General features: G+C 65.6%; 23 protein-coding genes and 1 pseudogene. 7 read left to right on the top strand and 17 right to left on the bottom strand.

Going from position 1 to position 26,390, the window contains the following annotated elements; all coding sequences use genetic code 11:
• Positions 1–68: 68 nt before the first annotated feature.
• Positions 69–953, bottom strand: coding sequence for a LysR family transcriptional regulator (locus tag JY96_RS18925; protein ID WP_035039799.1), 885 nt, complete (start codon positions 951–953; stop codon positions 69–71).
• A gap of 97 nt (positions 954–1,050) precedes the next feature.
• Between JY96_RS18925 and JY96_RS18920 the strand changes: the two genes are divergently transcribed.
• From JY96_RS18920 to JY96_RS18910, 3 genes are read left to right on the top strand one after another with little or no spacing between them, the layout of a single operon-like run.
• Positions 1,051–2,676 (top strand): NADH-quinone oxidoreductase subunit L, encoded by a 1,626-nt coding sequence (locus JY96_RS18920; protein WP_052162734.1) that lies wholly within the window; start codon positions 1,051–1,053, stop codon positions 2,674–2,676.
• A gap of 10 nt (positions 2,677–2,686) precedes the next feature.
• The gene (locus JY96_RS18915) at positions 2,687–5,170 is read left to right on the top strand and encodes a YbcC family protein (RefSeq protein WP_052162733.1); all 2,484 of its coding nucleotides are present in this window, start codon (positions 2,687–2,689) and stop codon (positions 5,168–5,170) included.
• Positions 5,167–6,009, top strand: a complete 843-nt coding sequence (locus tag JY96_RS18910; RefSeq protein WP_152606577.1) for a DUF6671 family protein — start codon at positions 5,167–5,169, stop codon at positions 6,007–6,009. The genes JY96_RS18915 and JY96_RS18910 overlap by 4 nt, the downstream gene beginning before the upstream one ends.
• Here JY96_RS18910 and JY96_RS18905 read toward each other — a convergent pair.
• On the bottom strand, positions 6,006–7,136 hold the full coding sequence (locus JY96_RS18905; protein WP_035039795.1) for a PEP-CTERM sorting domain-containing protein: 1,131 nt from the start codon (positions 7,134–7,136) through the stop codon (positions 6,006–6,008). The genes JY96_RS18910 and JY96_RS18905 overlap by 4 nt on opposite strands.
• A gap of 368 nt (positions 7,137–7,504) precedes the next feature.
• The gene (lysA, locus tag JY96_RS18900; protein ID WP_035043660.1) at positions 7,505–8,773 is read right to left on the bottom strand and encodes a diaminopimelate decarboxylase; all 1,269 of its coding nucleotides are present in this window, start codon (positions 8,771–8,773) and stop codon (positions 7,505–7,507) included.
• Positions 8,774–8,862: 89 nt separating this feature from the next.
• On the opposite strand from lysA, the gene JY96_RS18895 reads away from it, so the two are divergent.
• The gene (locus JY96_RS18895; protein WP_035039793.1) at positions 8,863–9,813 is read left to right on the top strand and encodes a LysR family transcriptional regulator; all 951 of its coding nucleotides are present in this window, start codon (positions 8,863–8,865) and stop codon (positions 9,811–9,813) included.
• 289 nt (positions 9,814–10,102) lie between these two features.
• Here the strand turns inward: JY96_RS18895 and JY96_RS24075 are convergent.
• From JY96_RS24075 to JY96_RS18845, 11 genes and pseudogenes are all read right to left on the bottom strand, one after another.
• Positions 10,103–10,201 (bottom strand): annotated as a pseudogene (locus JY96_RS24075) (recombinase family protein); the annotation flags it as partial.
• A gap of 44 nt (positions 10,202–10,245) precedes the next feature.
• On the bottom strand, positions 10,246–10,674 hold the full coding sequence (locus tag JY96_RS18890; RefSeq protein ID WP_035039791.1) for a YciI family protein: 429 nt from the start codon (positions 10,672–10,674) through the stop codon (positions 10,246–10,248).
• A gap of 321 nt (positions 10,675–10,995) precedes the next feature.
• Positions 10,996–11,361: a RidA family protein gene (locus JY96_RS18885; protein WP_035043658.1), complete on the bottom strand. Its 366-nt coding sequence runs from the start codon at positions 11,359–11,361 to the stop codon at positions 10,996–10,998.
• Positions 11,362–11,382: 21 nt separating this feature from the next.
• Positions 11,383–13,134 (bottom strand): hypothetical protein, encoded by a 1,752-nt coding sequence (locus JY96_RS18880; protein ID WP_152606576.1) that lies wholly within the window; start codon positions 13,132–13,134, stop codon positions 11,383–11,385.
• 63 nt (positions 13,135–13,197) lie between these two features.
• The gene (locus JY96_RS22530) at positions 13,198–13,800 is read right to left on the bottom strand and encodes an isoprenylcysteine carboxylmethyltransferase family protein (protein ID WP_052162731.1); all 603 of its coding nucleotides are present in this window, start codon (positions 13,798–13,800) and stop codon (positions 13,198–13,200) included.
• Between the two features lie 101 nt (positions 13,801–13,901).
• Complete coding sequence (locus tag JY96_RS18870) at positions 13,902–14,495, bottom strand: thioredoxin family protein (RefSeq protein WP_052162730.1); 594 nt, start codon at positions 14,493–14,495, stop codon at positions 13,902–13,904.
• A 267-nt stretch (positions 14,496–14,762) separates the two neighbouring features.
• A complete protein-coding gene (locus tag JY96_RS18865) occupies positions 14,763–15,638 on the bottom strand; it encodes a phosphoribulokinase (RefSeq protein WP_035039787.1) in 876 nt (291 codons plus the stop codon).
• Positions 15,639–15,651: 13 nt separating this feature from the next.
• The gene (locus JY96_RS18860) at positions 15,652–16,740 is read right to left on the bottom strand and encodes a class 1 fructose-bisphosphatase (RefSeq protein WP_052162729.1); all 1,089 of its coding nucleotides are present in this window, start codon (positions 16,738–16,740) and stop codon (positions 15,652–15,654) included.
• On the bottom strand, positions 16,733–17,701 hold the full coding sequence (gene cbbX, locus JY96_RS18855; RefSeq protein WP_052162987.1) for a CbbX protein: 969 nt from the start codon (positions 17,699–17,701) through the stop codon (positions 16,733–16,735). The genes JY96_RS18860 and cbbX overlap by 8 nt, the downstream gene beginning before the upstream one ends.
• A 131-nt stretch (positions 17,702–17,832) precedes the next feature.
• Positions 17,833–18,273 carry a ribulose bisphosphate carboxylase small subunit gene (locus JY96_RS18850; RefSeq protein WP_035039785.1) on the bottom strand — a complete coding sequence of 147 codons (441 nt, stop codon included), beginning with the start codon at positions 18,271–18,273 and terminating at the stop codon, positions 17,833–17,835.
• Between the two features lie 21 nt (positions 18,274–18,294).
• A complete protein-coding gene (locus JY96_RS18845) occupies positions 18,295–19,764 on the bottom strand; it encodes a form I ribulose bisphosphate carboxylase large subunit (protein WP_035039784.1) in 1,470 nt (489 codons plus the stop codon).
• 112 nt (positions 19,765–19,876) lie between these two features.
• On the opposite strand from JY96_RS18845, the gene JY96_RS18840 reads away from it, so the two are divergent.
• Positions 19,877–20,824, top strand: coding sequence for a LysR family transcriptional regulator (locus JY96_RS18840; protein ID WP_052162728.1), 948 nt, complete (start codon positions 19,877–19,879; stop codon positions 20,822–20,824).
• A gap of 5 nt (positions 20,825–20,829) precedes the next feature.
• On the opposite strand, the gene JY96_RS22525 is transcribed toward JY96_RS18840, so the two are convergent.
• From JY96_RS22525 to JY96_RS18825, 3 genes are read right to left on the bottom strand one after another with little or no spacing between them, the layout of a single operon-like run.
• A complete protein-coding gene (locus JY96_RS22525; RefSeq protein WP_152606575.1) occupies positions 20,830–22,323 on the bottom strand; it encodes a serine/threonine-protein kinase in 1,494 nt (497 codons plus the stop codon).
• Positions 22,324–22,327: 4 nt separating this feature from the next.
• Positions 22,328–23,200 carry a DUF3365 domain-containing protein gene (locus tag JY96_RS18830; protein WP_035039782.1) on the bottom strand — a complete coding sequence of 291 codons (873 nt, stop codon included), beginning with the start codon at positions 23,198–23,200 and terminating at the stop codon, positions 22,328–22,330.
• A complete protein-coding gene (locus JY96_RS18825; RefSeq protein WP_035039780.1) occupies positions 23,197–24,105 on the bottom strand; it encodes a hypothetical protein in 909 nt (302 codons plus the stop codon). The genes JY96_RS18830 and JY96_RS18825 overlap by 4 nt, the downstream gene beginning before the upstream one ends.
• A 241-nt stretch (positions 24,106–24,346) precedes the next feature.
• Here JY96_RS18825 and JY96_RS18820 point away from each other — a divergent pair, with 241 nt between their 5' ends.
• A complete protein-coding gene (locus tag JY96_RS18820) occupies positions 24,347–25,303 on the top strand; it encodes a fumarylacetoacetate hydrolase family protein (RefSeq protein ID WP_052162726.1) in 957 nt (318 codons plus the stop codon).
• Entirely contained in the window at positions 25,300–26,388 is a 1,089-nt protein-coding gene (locus JY96_RS18815) for an MBL fold metallo-hydrolase (RefSeq protein WP_052162725.1), read from the top strand. The genes JY96_RS18820 and JY96_RS18815 overlap by 4 nt, the downstream gene beginning before the upstream one ends.
• Positions 26,389–26,390: the final 2 nt, after the last annotated feature.

The following is a 26,390-nucleotide window of genomic DNA, read 5'->3' as shown; positions in this document are numbered from 1 at the left end:
CCCGCGCCGGCCGGCCCCACCAACAGACCGGCACCACCCACATGCTGCATGCCCTCTTCAGCAAGGCGCTATGACACACCCGCGAGCAGGCGCTCAAGCCGCTCGATGCGGTAGCGATGGGGTGTGGTGATCGCGTAGAAGTTTTCCTTCAGCTCGCTTGACTCGCCCACCTTCACCAACAGGCCCGATCTCAGTTCGTCCTGCACCACCACCTCGGGCAGCACGGTGAGCCAGCCGCTGTCACGGGCGATCAGACGCAGCATGGCCATGTCATCGACCTCCGCGCGAACGCGCGGCTTCACACCGGCCGAGAAGCACAGGGCATCGAACTGTGCGCGCAGTGCATTGCGTGGGCCAGGCAAGGCCAACTCCAACTCATGCAGCCCTTGTGGAATCGCCAAGGTCTGCCCGCGCCATGGCGAAGCAGGCCCCACCAACGAGATGGTCTGGCTGCCCAGAAAACGGCAATGCAGGGGTTGCTGGGGGTCACTGGGAACGGGCTCGTTGGCCAGCACCACGTCGAGTTGGTGTTGCAGAAGGCGATCCAGCAGGTCGTGCAACAAGCCGGACTCCAAGGTCAGCGTGACGGACGGATCGGACAGCAGCGGCCGAATCCAGTTTTCCTGGTAGTTGCGCGACAAGGTGGCCACGCTGCCCACACGCAGGCGGGTCAAGCCCTCGCTGCTGCCCTGCAGCCGGCCCAGCATCTCTTGCCCCAGGCCGAAGATGTTTTCGGCGTAAGACAGCACGAGTTGCCCGGTCTCGGTGAGCAGCAAACGCCGTTTTTCGCGCTCGAACAAGGGCTCGCCCAGGCGGTCTTCCAGCTGTTTGATCTGGGCAGACAAGGCCGATTGGGATACGTGCAGCGCCTGGGCAGCACGGGTCAGGTGGCCCATCTTGGCCACGCGCCAGAAGTAGAACAGATGGTGGAAATTGAGCTGGTCCAGGTTCATTCGTTCTTTTTAATAGATCAAAACGTTCCAATCAATGTAATTTACAGAATAAAACCCAGTCGGCACCATGGCAAGCATGTCTTGGAGGTACGACGTCATGGATCAATGGGCAGGTTTTTCACCCAACCTGGCAAGCAACTTGGCAGTGGGTCTGGCCCTGGTGGCACCAGCCCTGGCCTTGCTGGTGGCGGGCTGGGCGCACACGGCTCAGGCGTCCAGAACAGCCACGCTCTGGCGCGGCGTGCAAGGCGCCATCGGGGCGGGCCTGATCGCCTCGGCAGGGGCGGCGGTGTTGCAAGCCATCAGCCCTTCGCAAGCAGCCTGGGGCGAGTTGCTCGCGATGCAGCCCTTGAGCGCCACCCTGGCCGTGCTGGTGCAGGGCCTGGCTGCGGTCATTGCCTCGTTTTCCGGGCGCTACCTGCAGGGTGACACGCAAGGCCTGGCTGGCCAGCGCCGGTACGCCTCCGCGCTCGCCGGAGTGCTGGCTTCGGTGCAGGTGCTGCTGCTGGCCGACCACTGGGTGCTGCTGATCGCGGCCTGGGCCGCCGTAGGCGCGTGCCTGCAGCACCTGCTGTGCTTCTACGCTGACCGGCCCTTTGCCTTGCTGGCCGCCCACAAGAAGCGCCTGGCCGACCGCCTGGCCGACGTCCTGCTGCTGGGCGCCGCCGCCCTGGCATGGCAGGAAGCCGGCAGCGGCTCGCTGTCGCACCTGGCGCAGCATGTGGCCCAGCAGACAAGCCAGGGCACGGTGAGCCTGGCTTTGCAGACCAGCGCGGTGCTGCTGGTGCTGGCGGTGGTGTTGCGCACGGCCTTGCTGCCCGTACACGGCTGGATCATCCAGGTGATGGAGGCGCCCACGCCGGTGTCGGCCCTGTTGCATGCGGGCGTGGTGAACCTGGGCGGCTGGGTGCTGATTCGCCAGTCCAGCCTGATCGAGGCCTCACCCGTGGCGCGCTGGCTGCTGGTGGGTCTGGGTGCCATCACCGCCCTGCTGGCTGGCATGGTGATGATGACGCGCATCAGCATCAAGGTGCGCCTGGCCTGGTCCACCGTGGCACAGATGGGCTTCATGGTGATGGAGTGCGGCCTGGGCCTGTACACCCTGGCGGCCTTGCACCTGCTTGGCCACTCGCTCTACAAGGCGCATGCCTTCCTGTCTTCCTCCAGCACGGTGCAACAGACCCGCCTGCAGCAACTGCGTGGCCAGATGACGCCCAGCGCCTGGAGCCTGTTGACCGCCCCCGCGCTGACCCTGGCGGTGGTGGCTGGCACGCAAGCCATGATGAGCACGCCCAGTTGGCCATGGTGGTGGACAGCGGTGCTGGCTTGGGCCTGGGCCCCTCTGCTGTGGGTGCCTGCGAACGCGCACACGGGCCGCTCCGGCGCGTTGGTGCTGGGCGTTGGTGCCACCTTGGTGGCGGGCCTGGCCTTGCTCGCCAGCCTGGCCCACGCCCTGCCCCTGGGCCTGAGCGAAGCGCCTCACCATGCGGCGGGCTGGCTGGTCGCACTGGCCATGGGCCTGATGTACGCCGCCCTGGTGGCGCTGCAGCGTTGGCCGCAAGGCCTGTCGGCCTGGCGCCGGTGGAGCTATGCCGGCTTCTATATGGACGAGGTCTACACGCGCATCACCCTGAGCCTATGGCCAGCCCGTTGGACGCCCCGCAAGACTGACCAGAAGGACGAGTGGGCGCCGTCGAGCTCACTGATGGCCACGCAAGACTGAGGAACCCCACATGAATGACCTCGTTGCTGAACTGAAACCCACACCCGCCCACGTGGCCGAGGCCTGCGCCCAGGCCTGCCAGATGATGGCGCCCACCTGGCCGCTGGACCGCTCGATTGCCGTCAACCCCCACTGGCAGCGCGTGGGCCGCCCCGTGCTGGAAGTGGCTGCCCGCATGGCGGTGCTGGCCGGCATCCAGGTCTTGCCCACGCGGGCCTACATCCATGAAGCCTGGCAGAGTGGCCGCATCAGCCATGCGGACCTGAGCTGGGCGCTCAAACAGAAGCTGCCCCACAGCGCGGCCCTCACGCCCAAACAGTGCATCGACGCCTTGAGCCGCGCGCAGAACCTGCCTCGCCTGCCCTTGCTGATCGATGTGCTGGACGACGACCCCGCGCGCCACAAGCGCCTCTCGTGGCGCCAGGCCGTGACCCACCAGGTGAGCCAGACTTGTGCCGCCTACTTTGATGAGCACCAGGCCGACTGGCAGCCACAACGCGATGCTGGCCTGTACGCCTTCTGGCGCGAGACCCTGCTGCACGACCACGGCATCGGCCTGCTCATGGGCTTGCCGCACTTGAAGCAAGGCCTGAGTGCCCTGCCCGCCACCCGTGAAGACGCCGAGCGCTGGGCCATGCAGCGCCTGGGCTTGCCGACCGAAGTGTGGGCCGACTATCTGGAGGCCGTGCTCTTGTCGATCAATGGCTGGGCTTCGTGGTGTGCCTACCTCGGTTGGCAGGCCCAGCTCAACGGCGAAGCCACCGACAAGGCGCAAGCGCCCCTGCGCGACCTGCTGGCCATCCGCCTGGCCTGGGGCGCCCTGCTGCTGGAGTGCAAGGACGACAAGGCCGCACGCCAGGCCTTTGAAGCCGTGCAAAACGAATGGCGCCAGGCCAAGGCCGTGCTGGCCCACGCCCAGGTCCGCCTGCTGGTGGACGAGGTGTGGCAAGTGGCCCTGGAAACCGGCTACCAGCGGCACCTGGCGCAACAGTTGACCAGCCCGCTGAAGCAAGCCAGGCCAGCCGCCTCGCCCGAGCCCACACAAGTGCAAGCCGCGTTTTGCATTGATGTGCGCAGCGAGCCCCTGCGCCGCGCACTGGAGGCCGCCTGGCCCGCCGTGCAGACATTAGGCTTCGCCGGTTTCTTTGGCTTGCCCGTGGCTTACACCCCCTTGGGCACCAACGCCCGCCGGCCTCAGTTGCCCGGCCTGCTGGCCCCCGCACTAGAAGTGCAAGACACCGGCCCCGATACCGCAGCCATGGCACAAGCACGCCAGAACCGCTTTGCCTGGAGCGAAGCCTGGCAAACCGCCAGCCGCTGGCCGGCCGCCGCGTTCTCGTTCGTGGAGGCAGCAGGCGTGGGCTATCTGGGCAAGTTGGGCCGCTGGCTGGCACCCGGCGACAGCGAGCGCCCCCGTGACGATCTGGCTGGCATGCCTGCCCGCTACCGCCCGCTGTGCTGCCCTGCCCTGACAGGCCTGAGCACCGAAGCCAAAGTGAGCCTGGCCGCGCGCGTGCTGCACGCCATGGGCCTGGACCACGACCTCGCCCCCATGGTGCTGCTGGTCGGCCACGGCAGCCACAGCACCAACAACGCCCATGCCGCCTCGCTTGACTGCGGCGCCTGTGGCGGGCAGACCGGCGAAGTGAACGCCCGCGTGCTGGCTGGCTTGCTCAATGAACCAGAGGTGCGGGCGAGCCTGCAGGCCACGGGCCTGTCGATCGCGCCAGACACCGTGTTCGTGGCCGCGCTGCACAACACCACCACGGACGAAGTCGAGGTGTTCGATGCCGATGTGCTGCCCGAATCAGCCCGCCCACGCTGGGCCCGGCTGCAAACCGCGCTGCGCCAGGCAGGCGACCAGGTGCGGCGCGAGCGCGCACCCAGCCTGGGCATGGACGCCCGGGCCGATGCGCCCAGCTTGTTCAAGGCCTACCGCCGCCGCGCCAACGATGGCGCACAGACCCGGCCCGAGTGGGGGCTGGCCGGCAATGCCGCCTTCATCATCGCGCCACGCGCCCGCACCCTTGGCCTGAACCTGGGTGGCCGCAGCTTCCTGCATGACTACGACGCCCGCCATGATGCGGACGGCAGCGTGCTGGAGTTGTTGATGACCGCGCCCATGCTGGTCACCAACTGGATCAACTGGCAATACCACGCCTCCACCTGCGAGCCCACCCGCTTCGGCAGTGGCAACAAGCTGCTGCACAACGTGGTGGGCGGCAACCTGGGGGTGTTCGAAGGCAATGGGGGCGACCTGCGCATTGGCCTTTCGCAGCAGTCGGTGCACGATGGTGCCCAATGGATGCACGAACCCCTGCGCCTGACTGTGGTGATCGATGCGCCTCAAGCCGCCATTGACGCCATCGTGGCCAAACACACCATCGTGCGGCAGTTGCTGGACAACGAATGGCTGCACCTGTGGCGCATCGATGATGCCGGCCTGCAGCACCGTGTGCACGGGCAATGGCGAAAGCTGGAAGGGCTGGCATGAAGCACTGGGCAGATCAGCGGGTGGCCTTGCTCACCCAACATGGCAAAGAACGGGTGATCGCGCCGGTGCTTGAGCCCGCACTGGGCTGCGTCGTGCACCACGTGGACCACTTCGACACCGACCAGCTGGGCACCTTCACGCGCGATGTGCCCCGCCCCGGCTCACAACTGGAAGCCGCCCGCCAGAAGGCCCGCATGGGCATGACCCTGTCCGGCTTGCCCATGGGCCTAGCCAGCGAAGGCAGCTTCGGGCCTGACCCCTTCACCGGCATGTTCCCCTGGAACGTGGAAATGCTCGTGTGGCTGGACGACCGCCTGGGCATCGAAGTGGTGGGCATGGCCCAAGGCCCGGCACAAAGCGGCCACCTGCAAACAGCCGACTGGGCGGCGGTGGAGCGGTTCGCAGAAGAAGAAGGCTTCCCCAGCCACCATCTGGTGATGCGCCCCCAGGACCAGGACGACCCGCGCCTGATCAAAGGCATCACAGACTGGCCCGCCCTGCGCACGGCCTTTGATGCCTGCGTGAGACAGGCCAGCAACGGCCAGGTGTTTGTCGAGCTGGACCTGCGCGCCTTCGCCAACCCCACGCGCATGGCCCGCATTGGCGAGGCCGCTCAGGATCTGCTCAAGCGCCTGCAATCCACCTGCCCGGCTTGCGCCAAGCCTGGCTACTGGATCACCAAGCGTACCGGTGGCCTGCCTTGCCGGGCCTGCAAGCGGCCCACCAAGACCTATTCAAGCCAGGAATGGGCATGCGTCAGTTGCACACACCAGCACACTGAACGCCGCACGGACCGGCTGTTTGCCGAGCCGCAGCACTGCGAGCACTGCAACCCTTAAACCTGGCCCTTGCGCACAGCGCGCCAACGGGCATGGACGGCCACGGCGCCCAGGCCCAGCAGCATCATGGCGAAGGTGCCGGATTCCGGTACAGGCGTCAGCACGAAAGCGTCGATCACGCCTGTATTGGTGTTGCGGGCTTGGCCCACGATCTGGCCAGCCTCGTTGATGGCGTTCGCACCCAGCAGCACCCAGCCTGCATCCACCACGCTGGCGGGCAACAGCGAATTCAGATCGATGACCTGACCGTTGATCCAGGTTGCGGCGCGAGACTCCGCATTGATGGCTTTAGGATAGATAAACCCCACGATCTGGCCCGCATTGTTGATGTCTTTGGCTTCGGCGGCGTCGGCGCCCAATGGTGTATCCAGCATGCGGGATACGCCGTGGTCCCACAGCACTGCACGGTAGTAGTCCACATCATTGGGCGCCTTCACGCTGCCCACGATCTGGCCGAGATCGTTGAGGCCGTAGGCCCGAGGCAGATATGAATCTATACGCCCCACGGACTCATCCAGGCTGCTTGCCACGCCCTGGTCCCAGATGACGGGATGCGCGACGTAGGGTTGGGATGGCCGCTCTTCATACCCAACGATCTGTCCGACGTTGTTGACCGCATTGGCCTTGGACGAGGACGACGCGTTCGGTGTCACCAACTCGGTAGGCTGGCCACCGTTCCAGGCGACCGCCCGCCAATTGCCATTGGCGTCTTGTGCCTGCCCAACTATCTGACCAGCCTGATTGATGCCGCGCGCGTCGCTCTGCGCTCCACCCAAGGTACCGAGATCCGTGGCCACGCCATTGGCCCAAACCGTCGCGTGCCCTGTATTGGCGTTGGTCCAGGCGATCTGGCCAGCGTCATTGATACCGATGGCGGAACCGGACATGCCCCATGGATTAGCAAAGCGATCGAAGCCCCAACTGGAAGAAGCCGCGCCCAACTCCATGGCCTGACCATCAACCCAGGTCACCGCGTGGTTCAGCCCGTTGCTGCCTGAGAACAAGCCCACCACCTGGCCCAAGTTGTTGATGTTCGCGGCCGCCGAGGCCACCCCACTGGCATGGCCCAAGTCGGTGAACGTGTAGGTTTGCGCGTGCACCGACGTCAAACCACAAACCGCCAGCATGGCGCAAACAATCGCAGACCGCTTCACAAGGGCTCCCTTTCAGTGATGTTGGCTCAGGCAACGGGTGTACCGCCTTGTATGACAGAGCCTTTGGCTCATTCTACTGAGGGGAACTGGGCCTGCGGGCTGCGTTGGACCACCGATGCGCGGGGGCTAGAGAATGAGGTTGGGGACGGTAGAGGCTTGTTGTGAGCGCTAGCGTCAATGTGCTGGATGACGGCTGTGCAGCGTCAGGAGCCGGTCGTGGCCTGCAGGCCGATTCACAGTAGGCATCGGCAACCCGACATTCGGTCACGCTGCCAGTGCTGGCTTGAGCGGCCGCTGTAAGAAGCAAAGCAGACCAACGGTTGCGATTGGGCGTGTGGGGCTCAATCCTCAAGCGCGATCAGCTCCGCCACCGTCTGCCGCCGCCGGATCAGGCGCGACACGTCGCCATCGACCAGCACCTCGGCCGCCAGCGGCCGCGTGTTGTAGTTGGAGCTCATCGAGGCACCGTAGGCCCCGGCGTCGTGGAACACCAGCAGGTCGCCGACTTCGGCCGGCGGCAGCGCGCGGGCTTGCACCACCCCGCCGGCGTCCTGCGTGAACACGTCGCCCGATTCGCACAGCGGGCCGGCAACCACGCTGGGTCGCGGCGCGTCCCGCCCGGCCGCGTCCGCGCGCGCGACAAGGCTGATCGCGTGGTGGCCGCCGTACATCGCGGGGCGCACCATGTCGTTGAAGCCGGCGTCGCACAGCACGAAGTGGTTGCCGCCCATGTCCTTGACGGCGCGCACCTCGGCCAGCAGCGCGCCGGCCTCGGCGACGAGGAAGCGGCCAGGCTCGATTTCCAGTCGCAGTGGGTGGCCCAGCTCGTCGGCCAGGCGGCGGCGCGCGTCGTCCCACAGCTTGAAGTAGTGGTCGGTGTCGACGACGGCGTCGCCGGCGCGGTAGGGGACGGACAGCCCGCCGCCGGCCGAGATGGCACTGACGTCGTGGCCGCGCGCGACGACCTCGCGCACGTGCCGCACCATCGCGTCGCACACCTGCGCCAGGTGGCCGTAGTCCACGCCCGAGCCGATGTGCATGTGCAGGCCCACCAGCCGCAGGCCGTGGCGGGCGATGGCCTCCAGCGCGGCCGGGATGTCGGCCGGCCAGATGCCGTGCTTGCTGTGCTCGCCGCCGGTGTTGGTCTTGCGGCTATGGCCGTGACCGAAGCCGGGGTTGATGCGCAGCCACACGCGATGGCCGGCGGCGTGCTGGCCCAGATGCGCGCCGAGCTGATCGAGCATCGCCACCGAGCCGGCGTTGACCGGGATGCCATGCGCGGCCACCAGCGCCAGCGTGGCGCGGTCGATCACGTCGGCTGTGAACACGATGCCGGCGTGTTCGTCGCGGGCATCGTAGCCGGCGTGCAGCGCGCGCTCGATCTCGCCGCCAGAGACCGCGTCCACCTGCACGCCCAGGCCCCGCATCAGCCGCAACAGGTGCGTGTTGGAGCAGGCCTTCTGCGCGAAGCGCACGGTGTCGAACCGGCGCAGGCGCTCGACGCGGGCGCGGATGGTGCCGGCGTCGTAGACCCACAGTGGCGTCGCGTGCGCGGCGGCCAGCGCACGCAGGCGTTCGGGCGTGAAGGTGGCGGGGGCGGGGTTTTGCAGCGTGTTCATGGCACCATGGTGCCCTCCGAGACCATATCCGTCCAATGCTTTGATTTCGCAATCTCATACAAATTTGATATGGTTGGCGGATGCGCTCTTCGCTCACCCACCGCCACGTCGAGGTCTTCCGCGCGGTGATGACCGCCGGCAGCGTCACCGGTGCGGCCGCGGCGCTGTCCACCTCGCAGCCCACCGTCAGCCGCGAGCTGTCGCGCATGGAGTCGCTGCTGCGTCTGGCGCTATTCGACCGCGTGCGCGGGCGGCTGCAGCCCACGGCGCAGGCGTATGCGTTGTTCGAGGAGGTGCAGCGCTCCTACGCCGGGCTGGAGCGTGTGGCCGACACCGCGCTGCGGCTGCGCCAGTTCACGCAGGGGCAGTTGTCGCTGGCCTGCCTGCCGGCTTTTGCGCACGCCTTGCTGCCCGGCGCCTGCGCGCGTTTCCAGGTGGCGCACGCGGGCGTCAGCGTGTCGGTCAATCCGTACGAGTCGCCGCTGCTGGAAGAGCGCCTGGCGGCGCAGGCGCATGACCTGGGCGTGGCCGAGCACGACGGCGCGCTGGCCGGCGCGCAGGCCTCGCTGCTGCTGGAACTCGACGAGGTGGCGGTGCTGCCTGCCGGCCATCCGCTGGCGGCGCGGCGCCGACTGGCGGCCTCCGACTTCGCCGGCCAGGCGTTCGTCAGCTTCCACCCGCGCGACCGCTACCGACAAAGGGTGGACAAGGTGTTCGCCGAGGCCGGCGTCGACCGCCGGCTGGCGGTGGAGACCGACAACGCGGTGGCCGTCTGCGCGATGGTGCGCCACGGCCTGGGGCTGGCCATCGTCAACCCGCTGACCGCCCTGGCGCTGGCGAGCGAGGGCGCGGGCATCGTGGTACGACCGCTGGCATTCCACATTCCGTTCCGGGTGTTCGCGGTGCGGCCGGCGCATCGGCCGGGCAACCCGCTGGTGGCGCGCTTCCAGGTCGCGTTGGCGGCCGAATGCGCGGCGCTGGGCCAGGCGGTGGCGCGTGCATGGGGCGGCGGTTCGCGGCGGCCGGCTTGACGGGCCCGCCGCGAAGAAGGCTTCAGCCGGCCTGGCGCACAGTACCGGTCATCACGTTGACCATGTTGACCTCGGGCGCGCCGTTCAGCAGCGACAGGCCGGTCATGCCCAGCGCAGATGGGCATGGAACACCTCATCGATCCAACTGGCCGGCAGGGCCCTGTCCAACGCCAGGTGCGCCATCACCGCACCGGGGGCTTGCTGTTCGAACCTCTCACCGACTTCTTGCCAGGGGTCGTCTCAGAAAACGGAAAATAAAGCACGGTAAGGGCGTGCTACCCGAGCGGGATCAGCTTTGAGCTGCCCGCGCCGCTTGTTGAGCGGCGTACAAGGCGGTTTTGCTCACCTTGAGCCGCGTCGCCGCCTCACGCACGTTCAGCCCGTTGGCTTTGCATGCCGACATCGTCAGCGCCGGTGAACATCCGATAAGCATCATCGGCCCTGCTTGATGGCAGCCAACTGTTCGCGAATGATGCGCTCGGCATCTTCAGGTGGCAGGTCGACGCCGCCCATCAGCGGGCGCACCTCGATGCAACAGGGTTGGCCAGGAAACGGCGCGGGAAAGCGCTGCGCCCAGGCCAGTGCTTCGTCATGCGATCGCACCTCGATCAACGTGTAGCCTGCGATCAGTTCCTTGGTCTCGGCGAAAGGACCGTCCGTGACGAGCGTCTGGCCGGCGGCGTCGTACTGCACGCGAAATCCCTGACTGCTGGGCTGCAGGCCGGCACCATCGAGCAGCACGCCCGCCTTGGCCATCTCGTCGTGGAAGGCCATCATGCGCGGCACGAGCGTAGGGTCATCAGGGAAGTCGCCAGCCTCGCTCATGGAGGTGGCGCGAACTTGGATCATGTAACGGGGCATCGAAGTCTCCTAATTGCGGTTGGTCTTACACGACGAACGAGGGCCGTGCATTTCGACAGCCTTATTCACTTTCGGAGTGGCGGGTTTAAGAGGTGCTGCGGCCATACGCGCCGCTACCGGTCGATTGGCCGGTCATGGTCGAAGCAGGCGCCGGCCGCTGATCAGTCACACGCCTGAATATTCAGATCGCACACCCCAACCTCTCCCAGACAGGGGCACCGGGTGGCCAACAGAGCGAAGTAAAGGAGGAGGGGCCGGCGCAGCCGGAGCCGGGGGACATGAGCGGCGTTGGCCACCCGGTGCCCCTGTCCCACACCAAAGTCAGCCCAACGCAGCAGTGACAATCACCTCGATCTTCCAATCCGGGTTCACCAGCGGCGCCTGAAAAGTCGCCCTTGGCGGCGCCGTCACGCCCGCAAACCAGGCCTCCCACACCGCATTCATCGCCGGCACATCGTTAATGTCCTTGACGATGACCTGCGCCATCAGGATCCGCCCACGGCTACTGCCAGCCTCTTTGAGCAAGGCATCGATCTGATCGAGCACCTGCTGCGTCTGCCCTGCCATGTCGGCACGGGTATCAGTAGGCACCTGCCCCGCGAGGTACACCACGCCACCGTGAATGGCGGCGTCCGAATAGCGGGCTTCAGGGTTGAGATAACGAACGGGGGCGGCAGCTGCAGACATGGTGTCCATCCAATCAAGCAATCAGTTGGAGGACTTCAGGCGCGCCGCCACCATCTTGGCCAGATCCACCGCAGGCAGGTCCACCGACTTGCCCACGCCCGGCAACACAAACGGCGCATAGCCTGTGTCCTTCCAGGCGTAAAACTGCCATTGTGGATCAGACACCGGCGCGGGGAAGCGGAACAGCACCACCTTGGGCACGCGCTCGGGCGTGATCTCCAGCACCTCGACGCGAATGCCGCCCATCATGGTCACATCGCCCACCTTGAAGGGCTTTGACACCTCGTCGCGCGCCATGGTGGCCTTGATGCCGCCGGGCACCGACAACTTGAGCGTGCGCTCATCCAGCTGGCTCAGGCTCATGGCCTGGATGCCCGGCCCCAAGGCGTGCATGGACTGCGGGTTGGCCACGCCCAGGTAGTCGCGCACCACGGGGTAATAGAACACCATCTCGGCCGTGGGCGGGTTCACCAGGATCACGTGCTGCGCCTTGATCTGGCGCGCGTCCGGCACAGACAGGGGCTCACCCTGAGTGGTGGGCCACAACATGGTCTTGAGCAAGGCTGATGACACGCCCGATGCCAGCGGGAACAGCAGCACATGGATGGCGGCCATCACGTACACCAGCCACTTGGCTGCGGCAGCCGGCCAGCCCACCAGCGTTTGCCGGCGAGCCACCACCTGGCAGATGACGATGGCCAGGAAGCCACTCATGCCAATGTTGGCGTTGAGCACCAGGCGGTCCATCGTCAGGGTGGCGCAGGCCGGCACCAGCACGAAGATGGAGCCCAGCAGGTAAAAGCGCGCCAGCGGCGACGCAAAGCCCTTGAGGTAGTGCACGACCAGGCCCAGGCCGGCCAGCAGGCTGATCGACACGGCGGCGTACAGCACCTGCATCTGGCGGGGCAGTTGCTCGAACACGCCGGTGGAGGCGCCGAACCATTGCGCGGCCATCAAGGCCGGCAGGCGCAGCACCATGCTTTGCGCAAAGCGCGGCAGGTTGGATGCCGGGTCGATGTAGGCAGGCGAGGCCACGCTGCCGTAACCCAGGTGGCTGTGCACCGCCTTCCACACCAGCACGATCAGCACAAAGGGCAGGATGGCGCGCACGCGGCCCCAGACGGGCTTGCCGGCTTCCATGGTCAGCAGGTAGGCCACCATGTAGCCCACGATGGCAATGGCGGCCTCGGCACTCAGCAAGCCCACGGCCAGCAAGGCGCCAGCGGCCCAAGCGTAGCGAGCACCCCGCCCGGTGCGCCAGTGGTGGAACGCTGCCAGCGCAGCGGCCAGCAGCACACCGGCAATCAGCTGGTTGCGCGCGGCCAGCCAGGCCACGGCGAACACATGCATGAGGTTGCCAGCAAACAGCCAGGTGGCCAGGTGAGCCTGCTGCAGGTTCGCATCGAGCAGGCGGTAGAGGCGGCTCAGAGCGTAGATCAGTGCGCCGTACCAAAGCAGGTTGTGCACGTGCATCATCAGCACGGAGTCAGGCCAGAGCTGGTAGTCCAGCCAGTGGCTCACTTCGGACAAGGGCCGCCAGAAGGACAGCTTGAGCTGGTCCGCGCCCCACCAGATCAGGCGGCCGGAATCCTTCAGCGCCTGGTTGTGGGCGACCACGCCATCAAAGAAAGTGAAAAGGCCCCAATGGGAGCCTGGCTGGGCATTGGGCGAGCGCCCGGTGAGCATCGCCCAATGCAGAAAGTCGTCTGCCACGAAACCGATGTTGATGGCCGGTGCCATCAACAACACACCCAGCAGGACGGCACAAGGCACGAACCACCTGCTGGCCAGGAACCTGCTCCACATGAGACCGCCCTCGCCTTGTTGTCAGCCGTGTCAGTACACGAAGGGGATCAGGCGTTTGCGCGAGTTCTTGAATTGCGTGTAGGAGCTACCCAGGGCCGATTCGAGGGCGGTTTCTTCGACCTCGATGCGGTAGATGTAGATGGCCCAGGAGCCGATCACCAGCAGCAGCAGGCTGGCCCAGTTGGCCAGTGCCAGGCCCAGGCCGGCCAGGGTCATCAAGGCGCCCAGGTAGGAGGGGTGGCGCAGCCACTTGTAGGCGCCCTGGTCCACCACGCGGTGGTCATTGGCGATGGTGACGGTGGGCGTGAAGAAGGCGCCCAGCACGCGCCAGCAGTGCATGCGCAGCAGCATGCCGCCCACGATCAGGGCAACGCCGGCGTAGAACATGACCACGCCCTCAGAGCCGGCCACGCCCCACTGCTGATAGGCTGCCAGCAAGAAAGCCACGACCTGCAACAGGCCGCAACCGATCGAGATCACCAGGCCGGAGTAGCGGTCGGCGCCGTCGTGGCTGGCCATCCGCTTCATCTTGCTGCGGTGCTGGATGCTTTCCATGGTGTAAGCCCAGGCCATGACGCCCCAGAACACGATGGCATACGGTGATTTGAAAACGAGCAGCGAGGCGAAATCCATGACGACTACCATGACGACTACAGCATGTTTGATGTCGCTCGTATTCTTCCAGAGGCATGCCACGTCAATCGAGGGGACTTTCCCGCCCCGCGAAAGCGGGGTCAGGCGGCCGGCTGGATCCAGTTCAGATCGGCATCTTCTTGCGGCAGGCGCCACTTGATGGAGCAGCCCATGCTGGCGTGCTGCTCGCCGGGGCCATAACCGTAGTGCGCGACCAGGCGCATGGCGTCGTACAGCTCGCGCGAGGTGTCGTCGGGCACCGGGTCCTTGCGGCCAGCGTCCAGGCGGCCACGGTACTGCAGGCGCAGGTCGGCATCGAAACCGAAGAAATCGGGCGTGCAAACGGCCTGGTAGGCGTGCGCCACCTCCTGGGTGTCGTCATGCAGGTAGTGGAAGGGCAAGTCCCACTCGCGCGCAAAGGCCTTCATGTTGGAGAAGCTGTCTTCGGGGTAGGCCCGGTCGTCATTGGCGTTGATGGCGATGGTGTGCACGCCCAGGTCGTGCAGCGCCTTGGCGTCGCGGATCAGGCGCGGCATGATCGCCTTCACGTAGGGGCAATGGTTGCAGATGAAAACGACCACCGTGCCCCGCATGCCCGAGAGTTGCTTGAGCGAGTGGTAGTGGCTGTCCACGCCCTTGAGGCGGAACATGGGGGCTTTCCAGCCAATATCGGCGATCGGGGTGCTAACGGCCATGGTGCGCTCCTTTCAGGCTTCGGTCAGGTCGGGACGACAAGAACTCAAGTGAGACGGGTGCGGGGCTCAGGTCCGGCATGCGCCAAAGGGACCATGAGCGGCATCCATGGGCTGATGGCCGCGAGACTGCAGGCGAGACCACAGGCAGATGGGTTTGCCGTGATGGAATCACAGGCCCGGCCGCATGACAAGGGGAAATCACCTGCAGACAAAGCGCGCGGCATGTTGCTGAGCGCTCACTGCTGCGGCCAGCCTGCCCTGCCACCCTTACTGCATCTGCGCGCGGCGGATCTCCATCAGGCGCAGGATCATCGGTGTCAGGATCAATTGCATGGCCAGGTCCATCTTGCCCCCAGGCACGACGATGGTATTGGCGCGCGACATGAACGAGTCCCCAATCATCGACAGCAGGTAGGGGAAGTCGATGCCACGCGGGTTCTTGAAGCGGATCACCGTCATGCTCTCGCCAGCGGTGGGGATGTCGCGTGCGATGAAGGGGTTGGAGGTGTCCACCACAGGCACGCGCTGGAAGTTGATATCCGTTTCGGCGAATTGCGGGCAGATGTAGTGCACATAGTCATGCATACGGCGCAAGATGGTGTCGGCCACGGCCTCTTTGGAGTAACCGCGGGACTTGGTGTCGCGGTGGATCTTCTGGATCCACTCCAGGTTGATGATGGGCACCACACCGATCTTGAGGTCCACATGGCGCGTCAGGTCCACCTTGTCGGTCTTGACGCAGCCGTGCAGGCCTTCGTAGAACAACAAGTCGGTGTCCACCGGCGTCTGCACCCAGGGTGTGAAGGTGCCGGGTTCCTGCCCATACGGTGCGGCCTCGGCTTCGTTGTGCAGGTAAAAGCGCGTCTTGCAGCGGCCGGTTTCACCATAGGCGCGGTACTGCTGCTCCAGCTCGGCCCACTCGTTGGCATCGGGGCTGAAGTGGCTGAAATTGCGGCTCTCGCGTTCGGCCAGGGCAATGGCCTGCTTCATCTCGGTGCGCGTGTAGCGGTGGAAGGCGTCGCCTTCGATCACGGCGGCCGTCACGCCTTCGCGGCGGAAGATGGTGTCAAAGGTGGTCTTGACCGTGCTGGTGCCGGCACCGCTGGAGCCGGTCACGACGATGATGGGGTGGCGCTTGGACATGGTTCAGCCTTGATCACGCCTGGGGTTGCACGAACAGCGAGCGTGTCTTGAACAGCTGCCAGGACACGTTCTCGTGCGGATCAGCGTGGTAGCTGACGATGCGGTCGATCTCCTCACGTGAGCCGAGGATCACGGGCACGCGCTGGTGCAGGGTGTCGGGGATGAGGTCCAGCAGCTCGCTGGTACCGTTGACCGCCCTGCCCCCGGCCTGCTCGACCAGCATGGCCATGGGCGCGGCTTCGTACATCAGGCGCAGGCGGCCGGGCTTGCGGGGCTCGCGCGTGTCTCGCGGGTACATGAAGACGCCGCCGCGCGTCATGATGCGGTGCACCTCGGCCACCATGGAGGCGACCCAGCGCATGTTGAAGTCCTTCATGCGCGGGCCGTTCTCGCCGGCCACGCACTCGGCGATGTAGCGCTGCACGGGCTTTTCCCAGAAGCGCTGGTTGGACGCATTGATCGCAAACTCCTTGGTGTGCGCGGGGATCTGCACGGCTTCTTGCGTGAGCAGCCAGCGCATGGGTTCGCCATGGGCGCCGCTGCGTTTGTCGAGGGTGAACATGAGGACGCCGCGGCGGCAGCTCAACACCATGATGGTGGCCGGGCCGTAGAGCACATAACCCGCCACCAGTTGCTCGTGGCCGGGCTGCATGTAGCTGGAGTCGGTGGGCAGCATGCCGCTGTAGACGTGCGGCAGCACCGAGAAGATGGTGCCGATCGAGATATTGGCTTCGATGTTGGACGAGCCGTCCAGCGGGTCATACACCACGAGGTAACGGCCCTTGCGCGCATGCTGCTTGGACAGCAGGTGGCATTCGTGCTCTTCACTGGCCCAGCCGGCCACGTGCCGGCAGCCATCCAGGTGGTGCGACATCAGCTCGTCAGACAGCACGTCCAGCTTCTTCTGGGCCTCGCCTTGCGAGTTGGCGCTGTCAGCCAGGCCATGCGCACCCGCCAGCATGCCCTGCCCGGCCAGGTCACTGATGCGGGCGCAGGCCTGGGCAATCGCACCGATGGTGTCGATCAGGGCCGTGGCCACTTCGGGCGCGGCGTCCGACAGGTTCTGGGCCAGCGCCTGTTCAAGGGTGAGCATCTCATGCATGGGTTTCCTCCTCGCGGTTTGTTGTGTTTGTTGAGGGGACTGCAAACAGGCGGCTGGCACGGATGTCGGCCACCTCGATGGTGCTGAGTTCGTCGGCGCTCAATGCTTTGTCGCGGTCGGCAAACAGGCGGCTGGCCTGGCGCAGGCGGGCGCGGTCCAGCGCATTGCGCACGCTGCGGGCGTTCGCAAAATGGGGTTGCTGCAGGCGGCGCTGCAGGTAGTCCTCAAAGGCTTCGCGCGCGCCGGGGCCGAAGCGGTAATGCTGCTGCTCCAGCATGGACGAGCCAATGTGCAGCAGCTCGGGCACCGAGTAATCAGGAAAATCCAGGTGGTGCGCGATGCGCGAGGACATGCCTGGGTTGCTCTGGAAGAAGGTGTCCATGCGGTCGGCATAACCGGCCAGGATCACGACCAGATCATCGCGCTGGTTCTCCATCACCTGCAGCAGGATCTCGATGGCCTCCTGGCCATAGTCGCGCTCGTTCTCGGGCTTGTACAGGTAGTAGGCTTCGTCGATGAAGAGCACGCCGCCCATGGCCTTCTTGAGCACCTCACGCGTCTTGGGCGCCGTGTGGCCGATGTACTGCCCCACCAGGTCATCACGCGTGACGGCCACCAGATGGCCTTTGCGCACATAGCCCAGGCGGTGCAGGATCTGCGCCATGCGCATGGCCACCGTGGTCTTGCCGGTACCGGGATTGCCGGTGAAGCACATGTGCAGGCTGGGGCTTTGCGCGGCCAGGCCGTGTGCGGCGCGCAGCTTGTCGATCACCAGCAAGGCGGCGATGTCGCGGATACGGGCCTTGACCGGCGCCAGGCCGACCAGGTCACGGTCCAGCTCGTCGAGCACGGCCTCGACCTGGCTCTGGGCCAGGACATCGGCCACCGAGCGGGGCTGTGCCGCAGACGCCGGCGATGCAGTGGTGCCTGCGTCTCTCGCCTGCACAGGCTGCCTGGCCATGGCCGACCCTACCGCCGCACCAGCAGCCACCAGGCCAGCAGCCCCCATGCCGGGCGCATTGGCGGAAGACGTGGAGACTGGCGTGTCAGCCTCGTTGGTGCCAGGGATGCGGTAGAGCGAGCTCATGGTCATCAGTCCTTGTAGCGTTCGCCTTCAGGCCGTTCGGCAGCGTACGAGCGCGTGCTGTAGCGCATGTTGCGGCCATCCGTCTCGGTGCGCTCCAGGTAGAAACCGGGCTCCTTGGCAGGCCGGTTCACGATGAAGTTCATGACCACGGTTTCCACGCCGCGGGTCGAATCGAACGCCAGCATGCGGATGTAGTGCTGAGGGAAGGCCTGGCGGCAGGCCTTGAGCTCCATCATCACGCCGGCCGCATCTTCCAGGTCGAAGTTGGGGTGGCCGTACATGTCCCAGTAGGTATTGCGGGGGTGTGGGTCATCGGTGTATTCGATGCTCCATGCGTAGCCCTTCTTCAGGCCGTACTCGATCTGCATCGTGATCTCGGCGTCCGTCAGGTCGGGCAGGAAGCTGAACTGGCCTTGGGTCAAACGGCCCGTCGGGTTGGTCATCATGGTGTGGGTCTCCTGCTGGGCTTACATGCCGACGGACGGGGTCACGGCGTAATCGCTCGTGTCGGTCGAGGCGTAGTTGAAGGTGATGGCGCCCCAGGTGTCGAGGGCCTGCTTGAGCGGCGAGCAGAAACGTGCGGCCGAGGCCAGGATGTCCTGCCCTTCGTTGAGCAGGTCACGGCCTTCGTTACGGGCCTTGACCATGGCTTCAAGCGCCACGCGGTTGGCCACGGCACCGGCCTGGATGCCTTGCGGGTGGCCGATGGTGCCGCCGCCGAACTGCAGGATGACGTCGTCACCGAACAGGTCCAGCAGCTGGTGCATCTGGCCGGCGTGGATGCCACCCGAGGCCACGGGCATCACCTTCTTGAGGTCGGCCCAGTCCTGCTCGAAGAACAGGCCGCGCGGCAGATCCTGCCTGGTGATGGCGTCACGGCAGACGTTGTAGTAGCCCTGCACGGTCATGGGGTCGCCTTCCAGCTTGCCCACGGCGGTGCCGGTGTGCAGGTGATCGCAACCGGCCAGGCGCAGCCACTTGGCGATCACGCGGAAGCTCACGCCATGGTTCTTCTGGCGCGTGTAGGTGCCATGGCCCGCACGGTGCATGTGCATGATCATGTCGTTCTTGCGGCACCAGTTGGCCATGGACTGGATCGCCGTCCAGCCCACCACCAGGTCGATCATGATGACGACCGAGCCCAGTTGCTTGGCGAACTCGGCGCGCTCGTACATGTCTTCCATCGTGGCGGCGGTCACGTTCAGGTAGCTGCCCTTGACCTCGCCGGTCACGGCCTGCGCCTTGTTGACAGCGTCCATCACGAAGAGGAAGCGGTCACGCCAGTGCATGAAGGGTTGCGAGTTGATGTTCTCGTCGTCCTTCATGAAGTCCAGGCCGCCCTTGAGGCCTTCGTACACCACGCGGCCATAGTTGCGGCCAGACAGGCCCAGCTTGGGCTTGGTCGTGGCGCCCAGCAAGGGGCGGCCGTATTTGTCCAGGCGCTCGCGCTCGACGACCATGCCGGTGGGTGGGCCCTTGAAGGTCTTCACATAGGCCACGGGGATGCGGATGTCTTCCAGGCGGCAGGCCTTGAGCGGCTTGAAGCTGAAGACGTTGCCGATCAGCGAAGCCGTCATGTTGGCGATGGAGCCCTCTTCGAACAGCACCAGGTCATAGGCCACCCAGGCGAAGTACTGGCCGGGGTTGTTGGGCACTTCCTCGACCTTGTAGGCCTTGGCGCGGTAGATGTCGCAGGCAGTCAGGCGGTCGGTCCAGACCACCGTCCAGGTGGCGGTGGAGGATTCACCGGCCACGGCCGCAGCAGCCTCGATCGGGTCCACGCCGTCTTGCGGGGTGATGCGGAACAGGCAAAGGATGTCGGTGTCCTTCGGCACGTAGTCGGCATCCCAGTAACCCATCTGGCGGTACTTGAGGACACCCGCGCTGTAGCGCTTCTTCGCGTCGGTGATGACGCCTTCTTCGACCGGCTTGTTCATGTTTGAACCCCTTGTTGCTCAATGCGTGGATCGCAGGACTGGGTTCAATGTAGAAAAGCAGACAAATAAGGTAAATTCAAAAAAAGTTATCTGTCAGTTAAGGAATAGCTGAATGAAGAACGTGACTTTTCGGCAATTAAGGGTGTTCACGGAGGTGGCGAGGCAGTTGAGCTTCAGCCGCGCGGCCGAAGCCATGCACCTCACCCCACCCGCGGTGACCATGCAGGTCAAGGAGCTGGAAGGCCATGTGGGCATGCCCTTGTTTGAACGGCAGGGGCGCCAGATCCAGCTCACGATGGCGGGGGAGTACTTCCTCGTCTATGCCAAGCGATTGCTGTCCACCCTGAAGGACGCCGAGAACGTCATGAACCGTTTCAAACGGGTCGAAACGGGGGTGCTGACCATCGGCCTGATCAGCACGGCGGGCTATTTCACGCCTCAGTTGCTGGCCCGCTTCCAAGCCGACCATGAAGGCATTGAAGTGCGTCTGGATGTAACCAGAGACCTGACCAAATTGATCGACCGGCTGCACAGCAACGAGATCGACCTGGCCGTGATGGGGCGCCCGCCCAAGGAATACGCCTTGCGGGCAGAGCCTTTTGCAGGCCACCCGATGGTGTTCGTCTGCCCGCCGGGGCACCCGCTGCTGGGCGTGGGCCACCCGCCGGTGGACGCGCTGGTGCACTACCCGCTGCTGGCGCGCGAACTGGGCTCGGAGGTGCGCCACACGATGGACCACTACCTGCGCGAACACCGCCTGGCGCCTCGCATCGCGATGGAGATCCCCAGCAATGAAACCGTCAAGGCTTCGGTGATGGCCGGGCTGGGCATCGGCTTTCTGTCGCTGCACGCCGTGGCCGCCGAGCTGCGCAGCGGGCAGCTGCACCAGGTGGACTTCGAGGGCACGCCCATCGTGCGCACCTGGAACCTGGTGCACGAAGCCTCCAAGGTCTTGTCACCCGCAGCAGAGGCCTTTCGTTACCTGCTGCTGGAGCATGGCGAGGACCTGCTCGCCGAGCAGACCAGGCGGCCCGGCCTGCTGGATCAGGCGCCCGCCTGATGCGCTCAGCGACCCAGCCCTTTGAGCAACTCCTGCTGCAGGCGATCACGGTCGACGCCATCGGCCGCTTGCTGCACCAGCAGTTCCACGAAATGCCGCGCGTTGCCAGCCTGCGCCTCGGCCTTCCTGACGATGACCTTGGCCAGTGGCCCCATGTGCGAGGCCAGCACGCGCGTGGCATGGGCCACGAACTCGGGCGTGAGGGCCTGCTGCGACAAGGAGCCGCCAGTGCCTGCCGCACCCGATGCACCGCTTGGCCCTGTGCCACTCGCCTGGCCCATGCTGGGCGACGTACCGGCCTGCGACACACCCGATGAACCCGTGCCGGTTCGCGGCGACACCATCGAGCCCATGGTGCCCGTCTTGATGAGCTTGGCCATGAACTGTGCGCGCTCTTCATCTGTCTGGAGATGCTGGGCCACGGCGCCCACCAGGGTGTTGTAGTCCCCGCTTTTGGCCGCGGCCTGCTTGACCAGCACCTTGGCCAATGGGCCCACAAAGCTGGCCAGCGCGCGCTCCAGGGTGGTGAGCATGCCGGCATCCCAGTTGCTGCCTGGCGAGGTGGCCGTTGGCGCAGATGCGGCCTTGCGCAGCCACTGCGCGGCTTGTGGGTCCACCACGGTTTCATCGCCACTGAGCACGGAAGCGATCACGGGGTTGCCTTGCGATGTCTTGGTGGCGTGCAGGCGCAGTGCCTCGCGGAAGGCGGCCGCCGTCTGGTAACGCTCGGCGGCATCCTTGGCCAGCGCCTTGGACACCACCGAGTCCAGCTCGATGGTGCGCTTGATGCGCCCGACGGTGCTGGGTGCGGGCGGCGTCATGTGCAGCACGCGGTACATGATGGCCTCGGGCGCCCCCGAGAACGCGGACTCTCCCGTCAACAAGCGGTAGAGCAGCACACCGGCCGCAAAGATGTCGACGCGGTGGTCGAAATCCTGACCACGGTATTGTTCAGGAGCCATGTAGCCATGCGTGCCGATGGTGGACGTCACCTGCGTGATGCCGGCGTCGCGGATGCGGGCGATGCCGAAGTCCATGACCTTCAACTGCCCGGACTGCGTCAGGATCAGGTTGGCCGGCTTGATGTCGCGGTGCCACACCCCACGTTCATGGGCGTACTGCAGCGCGGCCAGCAACTGGTCCATCACCTGCAGCAGCATGGGCTCTGACATGATGGGGTTGGCCGCCAGCAGCTTGGACAGGTCCTGCCCTTCCACATACTCCATGGCGATGAAGGCGGTGTCCCCGTCCTCGCCGTATTCGTAGATGGCGACGATGCCCGGGTGTGAAAGCCGCCCCGCCGCCTGGGCCTCGTTGCGGAAACGCGCGGCGATCGACGAGCCGGACACGTCGCCATCCACCAGCGAGCGCTGGATGGTCTTGAGCGCCACGCGGCGCTGGATCATGGGGTCGGTGGCCAGATAGACCACCCCCATGGCACCGGAACCCAGCACACCGTCGATGGCGTACTTCCCTAGCTGGGTTGGATGTTGGGACACGGCCTCAGCCCTCCAGCAGCTTCATGGCGTGCTGCAGGCTCTTGCGCATGCGCGAGAAGGAGTCGGACAGCACCCCGATTTCATCCTTGGACGGTGCGCTGAATTCAGGCGCCTCCATTTCACCCATGCTCACGCGGTCAGCCAGCGCAGACAGGCGTGTCACCGGCTGGATCACCAGCTTCCACAGCATGAGGTTGAGCGTCAGGCCGATCACCACAAAGACACCGGTGAGCATGGCCATCACCGTCCACCAGGCCTTGTCGGCGCGGGCAAGCGGCAACGACAAGGGCACGGACACCACCTGGATGCCGATGGTCTCGTTGAGGTTCCAGCCAAAGCCGTTGGCGGGGCCGTACTTCTCGATCATGGTGGCCGGCGCGGCGGTGGGCGTGCTGTGGCACTGCAGGCAAGCCGGGTTGCTCAGACGGATGGGACGCGCGATATACAAGGCGCGGCCCGCAGGCGTGTCACGTTGGCCCACGATTTCCTTGGCCTCGGCGTCCTGCTTGAAATGGGTGATGAGGTCGGCCTCCCAGTCAGACGCCCGATCACGCGGGTTGGTCGGGTTGAGCATGGCCGCCTTGTAGGTGTACTCGGGGAACTTCTGCGTCAGGCCCTTGAGCACCTCGATGGCCGCAAAGGATGGCACCGACTGAGGCAGGAAGGTGTACTTCATCTGCGTCTGCAGCAAGGGGGCCACCTGCTGGGCGGTGTAGTTGCGCACGGCCTCGGCCTTCTGGATCAGCAAGCCGGCGGTATCGAGCACTTCGTGTTCGGCATTGCTTTGCAGCAGGTCGCGGGCGGCATAACCCGACACCGCCAGGCCGATCAGGAAGACCACCAGGAAGGCCAGGTTGAACTTGAGGATGAGCTTCATGGTTTGGAGGCCTCGGAAGAGATCACGGGATTCTGGTTCGGCTTGCGGCCCGGAGGTGGCGGGGGAAACAGCACCTTGTGCCATTCGGGGTGCAGCGCCATCTGAGCCACCAGGGCGCGGCGGAAGGCTTCGTCCTGCGCCAGCGGCTTCCAGCGGGTGAGGAAATGGGTGCGCACGCGGGGCTCGGCGTTGAGCCAGGCCTGGGTGTCGTCATAGGCCAGCCTGGGACCCGCATCCAGCTTGGTGTCCTTGCCCTTGAACAGGGACAGGCGCGAGGGCAAGGTGTCCATGAAGGCGCGAGGCACAGCCTGGATGAAGGCGGGCGACGGCCTGGGCGTCACGCTGACGCTGCCGTCGCCACGGCGAGAGAGAAAGGCCCCCTTGTCGACCTTGACCGACTCGGGCTTGCCGGCTTTACCCATCACCTGCGTCATCACCGGGGCGGATTCGGCAAACAGTTCCGCCTCATTGCCCTTGACGTGCAGCACCAGATCCCGGGACAGGCCGGTGACGTCCACCGGCGCGGAGGCCAGCAGCACGGCGCCTTGTTCGCGGGCCTTGTCCAGCGTCAGCTTGGCCCAGCCCTCCAGCACATAGACCAGCACGCTGCCACCCGTTGATGCCAGTGATGGGCGGAGCATCACGCGGCTGGCGGGGCCCAGGTCCAGGGTGGCACCGCCGTCGAACTCCAGCCGGGTCAAGGCACTGGCTGGCGCCGTCTCGACGATGTCCTCGGGCTCCACGGCTGCGCCTTCCCGCACCACCAATCGGGTGGCGGCGTGGATGAGCGTGGCCTGGCCGTCCAGGATGGTGACCGTGGCCGCACGGTCACGTGCATGCGAGGCACTGGCCAGCGACAGCGCGCAAGCGGCCATCAGCACGAGCCGGGCAGAAAAGCGTTTCATCGGATGGAAAAAAGAGGAAAGGGCCTGCGCCGAGCGCATGCGGCAGCCTGCCCGCCATGCGCTCGCCGCGACGTCCCTCGTTTGTTTGTTGAGCTTGGCGCCAATGGTAAGGCACGGCACCCCGAGGCACCCTCGGTGTCGCGCCGCTACCCCATGCATCCCCCCAGTTTCAACGCCCCGCCGCTTGACAAAAGTATCCACATGGATACATTGCAGCCAATTGGATACTTCACACCATCACATGAAGCTGCGCCGCGCCCCTCTGAAGACACCCACCGTCCCCTCCGCCAGCGTGCCTGCCTGGCAACGCGCCATGGACACGCCCAGCGGCACCACCTGGGTGGACTGCAGCGACACCGACCTGGTCAACGCGGGCCTGGCCTGGTTGACCAGGCTGGCCGCCTGGCAGCCGTGCGAAACAGGGCCCAACACACCAACAGGGCAAGACGGGCCAGCACGCCTGCCGTTTCAACCCCTGTCCTTTCGCGACTGCATGCTGTACGAGCAGCACTGGGTGCAGTCTTCACGTGGCTACGCCAGGCGCTTCTTGCCGGGCAGCTACCAGATCACGCGCTTGGTTGAGAAGCTGACCCATCAGCCCTTCCCCGCGTTCAGGCCGCATCGCCTGTGGCGCCAGCAGCCCATCTACTACTTCGGCAACCACCTGACCATCGTGCCCAGCGGCACCCCAGTGGCGCCGCCTGACTACACCCGCGCACTGGACTACGAGCTGGAGCTGGGCTGGGTGCTGTCCAAGCCCTTGTTCAATGCAACGCCCGCCGAGGCCGAGGCGGCGATTGGCGCTTTTGTCGTGGTCAACGATTTCTCGGCGCGCGATGTGCAGCGCGAGGAAATGCGTTCGGGCCTGGGCCCGCAGAAATCCAAGCACTTCCTCAGCAGCATGTCGACCACCTTGGTGACCGCCGACGAGATCCTGCCGCGGGTGGACCGTCTGCAAGCCCATGTGGAGCTCAATGGCGTTGTGGTCAGCCGCACGGGCACGCAAGGCATGCGCTACACGCCCGGCGAAGTGCTGGCCCACCTGTCGCGCGGCGAGCAGTTGCATGCGGGCGAGCTGATCGCATCGGGCACCTTGCCAGGTGGCTGCGGCATGGAGACCGACCACTGGCTGAAGAAAGGCGACACGCTGCGCCTGGTGATCGAGCCGATTGGCGAAATCGTTCACACCATCCTATGAACCCCATGGCAGGCTGGTTGTGCGGGCCCTCGGCGACTCGCACGCGCTTTGGCGAGCCGATCAAATACCCGGGCGGCCTCTACCGCATCGCCAGAGACACCTACGCCTGGCTGGTGCCCAATGGCTCCTGGGGCGAGACCAATCTCGGCCTGATCGATTGCGGCGGCAGCAGCGTGATGATCGACACCGGTTGGGACTTGCGCTGCACGCGCGAGATGCTGGATGCATGCGGGGGCATCACGTCCCGCTCGCCCATCGAGCAGGTGATCAACACACACGCGGATGGCGACCACTGCTGGGGCAACCAGCTGTTCAAAGGCCGGTCCATCCTGGCCACGCATGCCTGCATCCACCAGATGCACCACCTGCAACCCCGGGCCTTGAGCGCGCTGTACCACGGCAGCAGCATCCTGCAGCATGTGCCGGTGGCCGGCATCGACCGCTTTGGCCATTACATGCGGGAGATGTTTCGCCCCTATGAATTTGGCAAGGTTGCCATCACCGACCCCACGGAGGGCTTCTCGGTGCAGAAGACGCTGTGCATCCATGGCGTGGACATCGTCATCACGGAAGTCGGCCCCGGGCACACGGATGGCGATGCGGTGGTGCACCTGCCGGATCGGCGCGTGGCGTATGCGGGTGACATCCTGTTCGTGGGCGTCACGCCGGTGATGTGGTCGGGGCCCATCGAGAAGCTGGTCGCTGGCCTGAACTTCCTGCAGCAACTGGATGTGGACGTGATCGTGCCCGGGCACGGCCCCTTGGCCACTGCGGCGCAGGTGCAGAGCGTGCTGGACTACTGGCACTTCGTGCATGAAGCCGTGCATGCCTGCTTCCAGCAAGGCATGCCACCAGCGCGTGCGGCGCGCCAGATCATCTTCAGCCCGGCGTTCCAGCGGCAAGCCTGGGCACAATGGGACTCGCCGGAGCGGCTGGTGACCAGTGCCAGCACGCTTTACAGACAATGGGGCGCCCCTTCATCGCGTCTGCCGGCGAAACTCGCTCAGATGGACCTGCTGCGCCGACAAGCGACACTGGCGTTTGACCTCCCCGATGCCACACCGCTGGCCATGCACCGCCGCTGAAA

It is taken from the genome of Aquabacterium sp. NJ1, assembly GCF_000768065.1.
GTDB lineage: Bacteria > Pseudomonadota > Gammaproteobacteria > Burkholderiales > Burkholderiaceae_C > Aquabacterium.
The sequence above is the reverse complement of the archived record's forward strand: the minus strand, read 5'-3'. Positions and strand labels throughout refer to the sequence as shown.

Coding starts and splice junctions, on each gene's coding strand:
- JY96_RS18865 (WP_035039787.1), bottom strand. CDS start 15,638: ATGTCCAAGCGCCACCCCATCATCGTCGTGACCGGCTCCAGCGGTGCC.
- JY96_RS18850 (WP_035039785.1), bottom strand. CDS start 18,273: ATGATGACCAACCCGACGGGCCGTTTGACCCAAGGCCAGTTCAGCTTC.
- JY96_RS18885 (WP_035043658.1), bottom strand. CDS start 11,361: ATGTCTGCAGCTGCCGCCCCCGTTCGTTATCTCAACCCTGAAGCCCGC.
- JY96_RS18915 (WP_052162733.1), top strand. CDS start 2,687: ATGAATGACCTCGTTGCTGAACTGAAACCCACACCCGCCCACGTGGCC.
- JY96_RS18845 (WP_035039784.1), bottom strand. CDS start 19,764: ATGAACAAGCCGGTCGAAGAAGGCGTCATCACCGACGCGAAGAAGCGC.
- JY96_RS18820 (WP_052162726.1), top strand. CDS start 24,347: ATGAAGCTGCGCCGCGCCCCTCTGAAGACACCCACCGTCCCCTCCGCC.
- JY96_RS18920 (WP_052162734.1), top strand. CDS start 1,051: ATGGATCAATGGGCAGGTTTTTCACCCAACCTGGCAAGCAACTTGGCA.
- JY96_RS18905 (WP_035039795.1), bottom strand. CDS start 7,136: ATGCTGGCGGTTTGTGGTTTGACGTCGGTGCACGCGCAAACCTACACG.
- JY96_RS18830 (WP_035039782.1), bottom strand. CDS start 23,200: ATGAAGCTCATCCTCAAGTTCAACCTGGCCTTCCTGGTGGTCTTCCTG.
- cbbX (WP_052162987.1), bottom strand. CDS start 17,701: ATGGCCAGGCAGCCTGTGCAGGCGAGAGACGCAGGCACCACTGCATCG.
- JY96_RS18825 (WP_035039780.1), bottom strand. CDS start 24,105: ATGAAACGCTTTTCTGCCCGGCTCGTGCTGATGGCCGCTTGCGCGCTG.
- JY96_RS18840 (WP_052162728.1), top strand. CDS start 19,877: ATGAAGAACGTGACTTTTCGGCAATTAAGGGTGTTCACGGAGGTGGCG.
- JY96_RS22530 (WP_052162731.1), bottom strand. CDS start 13,800: ATGGATTTCGCCTCGCTGCTCGTTTTCAAATCACCGTATGCCATCGTG.
- JY96_RS18925 (WP_035039799.1), bottom strand. CDS start 953: ATGAACCTGGACCAGCTCAATTTCCACCATCTGTTCTACTTCTGGCGC.
- JY96_RS18860 (WP_052162729.1), bottom strand. CDS start 16,740: ATGCATGAGATGCTCACCCTTGAACAGGCGCTGGCCCAGAACCTGTCG.
- JY96_RS18890 (WP_035039791.1), bottom strand. CDS start 10,674: ATGCCCCGTTACATGATCCAAGTTCGCGCCACCTCCATGAGCGAGGCT.
- JY96_RS18870 (WP_052162730.1), bottom strand. CDS start 14,495: ATGGCCGTTAGCACCCCGATCGCCGATATTGGCTGGAAAGCCCCCATG.
- JY96_RS18910 (WP_152606577.1), top strand. CDS start 5,167: ATGAAGCACTGGGCAGATCAGCGGGTGGCCTTGCTCACCCAACATGGC.
- JY96_RS18895 (WP_035039793.1), top strand. CDS start 8,863: ATGCGCTCTTCGCTCACCCACCGCCACGTCGAGGTCTTCCGCGCGGTG.
- JY96_RS18815 (WP_052162725.1), top strand. CDS start 25,300: ATGAACCCCATGGCAGGCTGGTTGTGCGGGCCCTCGGCGACTCGCACG.